The sequence below is a fragment of the Amniculibacterium aquaticum genome (genome assembly GCF_003852705.1).
In the GTDB taxonomy this organism is placed as follows: Bacteria; Bacteroidota; Bacteroidia; order Flavobacteriales; family Weeksellaceae; genus Amniculibacterium; species Amniculibacterium aquaticum.
Map to the genome: position 1 here is coordinate 65,160 of NZ_REFA01000015.1, position 7,632 is coordinate 72,791.

The following is a 7,632-nucleotide window of genomic DNA, read 5'->3' on the forward strand; positions in this document are numbered from 1 at the left end:
TATGAACCTACCCAATAATCCCATCGGTGGAGTTGTTATCAAGCAATTGTTTTTACTCGCGGTAATTATTTTGTTGTCTGGGGTTGTCCTTTGGCATTTGTCCATGTTTTTACCATCCTTGTTGGGAGCGCTAACCTTGTACATTCTTTGTAGGAAACTTAATTTTTATCTTTTAGAAAAACGAAAGTGGGCGCCGTGGTTGGCAACCTCTTCTATCTTTTTGCTTTCGGGGATTGTTTTGATCTTGCCCCTCTATTTTTTGGTGGATGTGTTGATTTCCAAATTTGGAAATGCACAAATGTATCTGGGCAATTTCACTGAGTTTTTAGAAAAAATCCATGTCTATCTGAAGTTGAAATTCAACATCGATATATTGGACAAAGATCTTATGGAAAAACTGCAAGGATGGGTAGCTAAAATGTCCGGAACGCTACTTAGTGGGACTTTCAACGCACTGACTGTCGTATTTTCCATGTATTTTATCTTGTATTTTATGATGACCAATCCTAGGAAATTCGAAAAGATATTAACCACAATTGTCCCACTAAAAAAAGCCAACACGGAACGAATTGGAAACAAAATTATGAGCATGGTGGTTGCCAATGCTGTGGGAATACCTGTGGTGGCTTTGGGACAAGCCATTATTGCACTTATTGGTTATTGGATTCTGGGCGCGCCCAATCCCATGCTTTTGTTTGTCCTTACCTTCATCACCTCCATGCTGCCTATTGTGGGTGCTGCAATTGTATATGTCCCGGTGGGGATTTATATGATGGCAATGGGCGACAATAACGGCATTTGGCTTATTGCATATTGTGTAGTAATAGTCGGGCTTACCGACAATATTCTGCGTTTTACTTTATTGAAAAAATTAGAAGACATACATCCTCTCAATACCGTTTTTGGAATTATTTTGGGCTTGGAGATTTTCGGATTTATGGGCCTTGTGTTTGGACCTATTTTGGTGTCCATCACGCTTTTGTTGATCCAGGTGTATCACAACGAATTTTTGTCCAAACCCAACTCTGTTTTGGTGGATGATGAAGGCAATGCACTGTCAGCAACCACGGAAGATGTGGTGCAAAACGACTAGAAACTTTTATTGATGCCCACAACAATATGCAGTGGGAGCAACCTTTGGATGTAGGCGCTTTCGCTGACATTGTCCAAGCTGTAGGTTAAAATTTCTTTGGTATTCAGTAAATTGTTGGCCTGGATGAAAAATCCTGCTTTGTATTTCGCAGAGTTATAATTCAGGTTGAAATCCAAAAATTGGGTGTTTTTCTGATTGGAATTTCCGGATTTATAATACTCATATTTAAGTTTGCTAACCACGGTTTTGCTAAGGTTATAATACAAATTGACAAAGCCTTTTTGGTTCAGGTAATTGTTGTTGCCCATTTCGGTTTTCACAAAACTAAAATTCCAATCGTAACCCAATTCATAATTGAAATTGAAGAGAAATCCGGACTTCATTTCAAATCCTGTTTTTAGGTTGCTGAACTTGGTTTTCATCATCGGCTGATTGTTTACACTGCTTTTATAATCGGATTGGGTATAGGTTGTATTGATGGAAATTCTGGATTTAATAAATTTTATATACCTCTTCAGTTCCAACATCGACATAAAAAGCGAACTGTCATTCACCAAAATGGATTGGTAGAAAGAATAATTGGGGTTGATGATGGATTTGCTGGACAGGTAATTTTCATTCTTGGTATAACTTACAGAAAGCATCAAGTTTCTGGTCAACTGATCGCCACGGTTGTAGGTAATTCCAGCATTGTAGCTGGGCATAAGTGCGAAATCCAGGTCGTTGCTTTTAAAATATCGGTTTCCTTGATAGATGTATCCGGTGTACAAATTGTCCACCTCGGTTGTGGAATATCGCTTCGAGGCATTGATGGACAAAGTTCCGAATCTAAAAGTTCCGTAACTGAGGTTAAATGAAGGCGATACGGAAAGTTTTTCTTTTTTATTTTGGTTAAATTCGGTCCAAAGATATTGGTTGAAAACCTGAGCCGTAAGTTTCCAATCTTTTTTCCAAGTCAGGTTGTAATCGATTTGGTTGAATATTTGATTTTTCCTAAAATCAACATCATTCTGATAGAGCGAATGGTCAAAGATCAACGCCTGATTGTTGGCATCCAAGACTTGTAGGTTGGAGCTCAGCTGGTGTTTTCTAAGATCGGTACCGGTCTGTATTTGCAGGTTCTGGTCTTTAGAAAAATTATTGAGCCACGAGAGTTTTACTCCCCCAAATTCCAATCCCGAATTCAGTTCTTGATGCATGATTTTTGCCAAAGGATTTCCGGATATGATGCTTGCCAAATTGTTGTCTTCAGAAAAACGATACGGACGATCTTGGTGTATGTACCTTGCCACGGCAACTAAGGCTTGTGACGAGTCTATTTTTTTGGTGTACACCAAACGATTTTCTAAGGCCGAAAGTCGGTTGTCTCCTTTTTGAAAGTTGGGTACACTGTTGAAGATGAATTGGTTGTCGTTGTCCTCGTTGAGGGATGAAAATTTGGTGTAGAAAACCAAATTGCTCTTCTTGTTTTCCTTGCTTATTTCCAATTTTCCGACCACATTTCTGTTGTTTTGTTTCCAGGTTTTGTTTTCGGAATTGGCAAAGGCAGTACCTCCGTAATTGAAACGGTAGTAACTGTCGGTATAATTGCGGTTTTCTGTGGTGTTGTAGATGGTAACGGCCTTTAGTTTCCAATTTTTTTTGAAATTGTAAATGTAATTGATGGACGCCAATTGGTCGTTGTTGAAGTTGGTCCTTTCGTCGCCAAAGCTGTAGTTTTTCTGGTGGAGATTCAGCATGGAAAGGGTCGATATTTCGTTCCCAACATTTTCTACCGCTTGGTTGGATTCTGGGTTGATCAGATAGCTCACGCCGTTCATTTCGTTCAGTCCAAGGTTGTTGGCGTTGTACAGAAGGTATATTTTTTTTCTTTTGGAAAAATTCATCAGGTTTATTTTTCCCTGTCTCATGTCTTCTATGTACGAGGTGCTTGCCAGAAAGACATTCCCGAACCATTGGTCTTTGGCGTCTTCCTTCAGGGTGAGGTTTATGGCGATCCCTTCACTTTTCTCAACCCCTTTCAGGAGTTTGTTTTTAGAATAATTTTTCAGGATTTGTACTTTCTCCACCGGTTTGGTCGGCATATTTTTGGTAAGGGTTTGGTAGCCTCTTTCGAAAAGGTCGTCGTTTTCTACCATCACTCGCTCTACTTCTTTGTCGCCCACTTTTATTTTTCCATCGTTCAGGACGGTTACGCCGGGTAATTTTTTCAGAAGGTCTTCTACATTTTGTTCGGTACCGTTGGTGAATTTGGAAGCGGTGTATTCTACCGTGTCTTTTTTTATTTTGATGGGATTGCTCCTGGTGATGACCACTTCTTTGATGTCCTTGGTGTTGATCTTTTCTAACACCAAAGTTTTTAGGTCTATTACGGTGCCTTTGCGGATGAAAGAGACTTTTTGTTTGGCAGAGGTATGTCCCATAGCGTTGATCTCTACGGTAAAGTCTCCGTAGCTGTTGGTGACCATGCTGAAGCTGCCATCTGCCGAAGACAGTGCGTAGGTGTCTATGTTTCCGTTTTTGTCCAGCAATATAATGTTGGCTCTGGACAGGGGATTTTGGTCGCTGGATTGTAACTTTCCTTTGATGGTGGTCTGTGCCGAAAATAGGGCACAGCAAAAAATGAGCAAAAGGTATTTCATCTATTTTCTTCTAAAACAAAAAGGAGCAAAATACTCCTTTTTTGTCCAATATTTTTACTACTTGCAATTATTTATTTTTATTATTAATTGCATTTATTATTTGTTTTTGTTCAGCATTTATTAATTGGTCCGATTGTATTTTTAAGGGTTCTTTTTCCCATTCGAATTGCAGTTCTCTTTCTTCGCTTCGTAGGTAATCAGACAACCAAAATGTTCCAGGTGGAGAAGATGCTCTGATTCTATTTTTCATTTTAATAATAAAATCATTTTCAATATCAACAAATTCTTTTATTGTTATTTTTTTTAGCATCATTTCATCAATGTGATTATGCAATTTATCCGATACATCTAATTTAGAATTTAGTAAAACTCTTGTTGCTACAAATACAATTTTGTCATCCGAGTCTCCGGCTTTAAGGATTAAACCGGGCAATCCATAATATTTCCAAGGACCTGAATTGGTTGATATTTGAGGGGTAAAATAAGCATAAACTTCTCTACCTCTAAAATTCCCAATTGCTTTTTTACAGGGAAAACCTAATATTTCCGAAGTTTCATTTGTTATTTTCCATTGTATGGGAGGAGCATTGTCTTCGGCAATTGTATTTCGTAATTTCGGGATAAGACCGGTAAGATAAAACAAGTTATTTTCTCTAGAAATGAGATAGCCTATATCTTTAATCGTATAGTTTTCAGATAAAATCTGCTCTGCGGAAGGGGTGTTCTTTTCATTGCCAATTTGAAAAAAATAGGTTTTGTTGTTATTTTCTATCATTGTGCATGAATGAATATTTGAACCCCATATTTCAGCATATTCTACAACTAATTTATTTTGTGAAAAAAATATAGTAGGAAACAGTAGTAAAAAAGATATAAGCTTACTCATATTAATAATAATTAGATTGTTCCTTCTAATGATACATCTATTTTATTTGTTTTATAGCCACCAACAGCATTTTTGCATTGATCACCATGTCCAATTGTTGCTTGTGTACTACTTCCTGTTTTTACACCATTTTGATCTCTGAAAGTTACTTCAGTTAGAATTAAGCAATCGCCTGGTGCAAGAAACATATCCAAGCCACCACCGCCACTTTTTACAGTTGCGATTTTCAGAATTGCTTTTTGCACTTTGTTGTCTTTTTTCTCTACAACCTTCCCCTCACTTGCCCAAGCGTTTCCGCAGATACCGGCCGTTAGTAACAGCCCTAATGCTAATTTTTTCATTGTTTTTTTGTTTAAAAATTGTTAAAATTTAATTTTCATCTTTGCAAAGATTTGACAAAGCAAAAAAAAAAAAAAAACAATTGCGCAAGAAAAAGCGGTAATTTTTGTTAAATATTTTATTATGTTAAATAAGTACTGTTGTTATAACGGTGTTTTGCTGTTATTTATTGCAAATGTATTAAAAATTCGCAGGCGAAGTTTCCCATTCGTAGGATATTTCCATATCGGCTTGATTCAAATTGTCGGATATTTCGGAAATATTAGTGCCGTTTGGGAGGGTTGCTTTCACTTGTTCTAAAATTTTCTTTTTATTTATTCTGTCCAGATCTACCCAAAATGTTATTGGTTTTGCTTTTGGTAGATTTTTATTGAAAAAATCTTGTACGCTTTTGCGAATGGGATGGGAGAAATTTAAAACAATTTCTTTTGCTGAATAATTAAAAATGCCGTCAATGTCTTTGGCTTCCAATATAAGACCTGGTAGGCCGTGTAGTTTCCATGGTCCAGTAGAAATTGGGATATCCTTTGCGAACCAAACTTGCCACTTTCTACCTCTAAAATCAGCTTCTGCCAATTCGCAGTCGTAGTTCAATATTTTTTTTGATTTGCCCTTTGTTATTTTCCAGTTTATAGAATAATCGTCTTTGATCATGTGGTATTTCTGACCGTAATAATCATATCGGGTGGTGTAGATGGATGCGGAATCTAAATTTTTATAATACAGTTCTTCCGCACCTTCTGTTGGGTCTTTTGTTTTAAACTGTTGGCTATTTATCGAGTTTTCTGAAAATTTGCTAATGATAAAGTAATATGCTTCTTTTTGATTATGCATTAGTACATGGTCACTAACTTTCGATTGATTTTGGATGTGTGTACGCTCGGTGTAAACAACAAAATTTACCTCATTCTGGGCATTGCCCAGAATGAAAATAAATAGAAATAATAAATTGAATTTCATTAGTTGATGGATTGGTTTGGTTTTTCAGGTGTACTGGCACAACCGGGAACAGTAGTTTCATAAACGGGAAATAGCATATTCATCTGTGCTCCTTCGCAATCTTTACCTGTTGCATGGGTCACGGTGGATGTTGTGCCAACTTGTTTTCCACAGCTGTCTTTTATTTTTATCAATGCATAAATCGTACACCCTTCATTGTTTGTTTTCTTTATTCCCGTTTTTCCCTCACTTGCCCAAGCGTTTCCGCAGATACCGGCCGTTAGTAACAGCCCTAATGCTAATTTTTTCATTGTTTTTTTGCAAAAAAATTGTTAATATTTAATTTTCATCTTTGCAAAGATTTGACAAAGCAAAAAAAAACAATTGCGCAAGAAAAAGCGGTAATTTTTATTAAATATTTTATTATGTTAAATAAGTACTGTTGTTATAACGGTATTTTGCTGTTGTTTATTGCAAATATATTAAAATTTTGCAGGTGCGGTTTCCCATTCGAATTGGAGCTCTTTTTCTCCAGCCCTTACAAAGTCAGATTCTGTTGTTTTTATTGTTTTTGAACCAATCGGTACCAATGTTGCTATCTGTTGACGCAATTCTTTAAGAAATGTATTCTCTAAGTCAATCAATTCTTTAAAGCTTGTTTTTTCATTTTTTAGACTTTCGAAATATTGCGTTAGTGGTTTTGGGAATTCTAATTCTTTATTCAGTTCAATTTTTTTTATGAGATATGTCCTGCCAAGATTATAGTCATCTTCTGCTTCTAATATCATCCCGGGCAAACCACTTAGTTTCCAAGGCCCTAGTTGAAAGGGCAACTCTTTTGTAAACCAGACTGTGTAATTTCTTCCTCGGAAATCCCCAATGGCTTTAGTGCAGTCATAGCCTAAAATTTCTTTCTTTTCTTTTAATATTTTCCATTTAAAATTTGGTTTTTCATCTCTTATTAATGTGGTATTTTCTATTGGCAAGCTAGTTTTTACCCAATATTCATTTTTTTGAATCAGAAAAAGACCACCGATTAAGTTAATTTTTAAATCTTTTATTATTTCATCAAATGAAATTTGTTTATTAGCAGAACCATATGTCATATAATGAGAAGTATTGCTCTCGTTGGAAGGTATTATGAGAAAACCATTCGTCATGTTAGGAGTCGCTTTACTTTGTCGTACTTCATTGTATTCAAAAATTGCATATTTGAGTTGAGCATTGCTAAATAATGATAATAAAATCATTAACAAAATCGGTAATCTTTTCATTATATAATTAGTTTAGTGTCTTAACTTGTTTCCCACTAATCCTGACAGATTGCTGGTATCTCACTTCTCCATTTACTGCCCCATCACAATCTGCTCCACTTCCTTGACTGCAGTAGGTAGTAGGCTGACCGACCTGATTCCCTTCAGAATCATAAGTCGTAACCGTTGTATAAATGGTACAGTTTATTACATTTGTTTTTTTTATTATTTTCACATCTGCTTTTCCCTCACTTGCCCAAGCGTTTCCGCAGATACCGGCCGTTAGTAACAGCCCTAATGCTAATTTTTTCATTGTTTTTTTGTTTAAAAATTGTTAATATTTAATTTTCATCTTTCTTAGATTCAACTAATAAATGCAACAGCATTTAAAATAACCAAGGGAAGTGTTTTGCCCCTGGGGCAAAACACTTCCCTTGGTTGGCGAAAAAAAATCACCTTATTTTGTGGTCACTACACTAC

The 7,632-nt window shown here is 36.3% G+C and carries 8 protein-coding genes; 1 reads left to right on the forward strand and 7 read right to left on the reverse strand.

The features are described 5' to 3' along the window. Nucleotide 1: 1 nt before the first annotated feature. Nucleotides 2–1,093, forward strand: coding sequence for an AI-2E family transporter (locus EIY84_RS08075; RefSeq protein ID WP_124642015.1), 1,092 nt, complete (start codon nucleotides 2–4; stop codon nucleotides 1,091–1,093). Here the strand turns inward: EIY84_RS08075 and EIY84_RS08080 are convergent. The 7 genes from EIY84_RS08080 to EIY84_RS08110 all read right to left on the reverse strand — a co-directional run bounded on the left by EIY84_RS08080 (nucleotide 1,090) and on the right by EIY84_RS08110 (nucleotide 7,465). After that, the gene (locus EIY84_RS08080; RefSeq protein ID WP_124642017.1) at nucleotides 1,090–3,735 is read right to left on the reverse strand and encodes a TonB-dependent receptor; all 2,646 of its coding nucleotides are present in this window, start codon (nucleotides 3,733–3,735) and stop codon (nucleotides 1,090–1,092) included. The two genes, EIY84_RS08075 and EIY84_RS08080, sit on opposite strands and share 4 nt — an antisense overlap. A 67-nt stretch (nucleotides 3,736–3,802) precedes the next feature. Beyond that, nucleotides 3,803–4,621 (reverse strand): GLPGLI family protein, encoded by an 819-nt coding sequence (locus tag EIY84_RS08085; RefSeq protein WP_124642019.1) that lies wholly within the window; start codon nucleotides 4,619–4,621, stop codon nucleotides 3,803–3,805. 11 nt (nucleotides 4,622–4,632) lie between these two features. After that, nucleotides 4,633–4,962 carry a hypothetical protein gene (locus EIY84_RS08090; protein WP_124642021.1) on the reverse strand — a complete coding sequence of 110 codons (330 nt, stop codon included), beginning with the start codon at nucleotides 4,960–4,962 and terminating at the stop codon, nucleotides 4,633–4,635. A gap of 178 nt (nucleotides 4,963–5,140) precedes the next feature. Then, the gene (locus EIY84_RS08095; RefSeq protein WP_124642023.1) at nucleotides 5,141–5,920 is read right to left on the reverse strand and encodes a GLPGLI family protein; all 780 of its coding nucleotides are present in this window, start codon (nucleotides 5,918–5,920) and stop codon (nucleotides 5,141–5,143) included. Beyond that, entirely contained in the window at nucleotides 5,920–6,210 is a 291-nt protein-coding gene (locus EIY84_RS08100) for a hypothetical protein (protein WP_124642025.1), read from the reverse strand. The genes EIY84_RS08095 and EIY84_RS08100 overlap by 1 nt, the downstream gene beginning before the upstream one ends. A 171-nt stretch (nucleotides 6,211–6,381) precedes the next feature. Further along, on the reverse strand, nucleotides 6,382–7,173 hold the full coding sequence (locus EIY84_RS08105) for a GLPGLI family protein (RefSeq protein WP_124642026.1): 792 nt from the start codon (nucleotides 7,171–7,173) through the stop codon (nucleotides 6,382–6,384). A 7-nt stretch (nucleotides 7,174–7,180) separates the two neighbouring features. Next, nucleotides 7,181–7,465, reverse strand: a complete 285-nt coding sequence (locus tag EIY84_RS08110) for a hypothetical protein (protein WP_124642028.1) — start codon at nucleotides 7,463–7,465, stop codon at nucleotides 7,181–7,183. Between the last annotated feature and the right edge of the window lie 167 nt (nucleotides 7,466–7,632).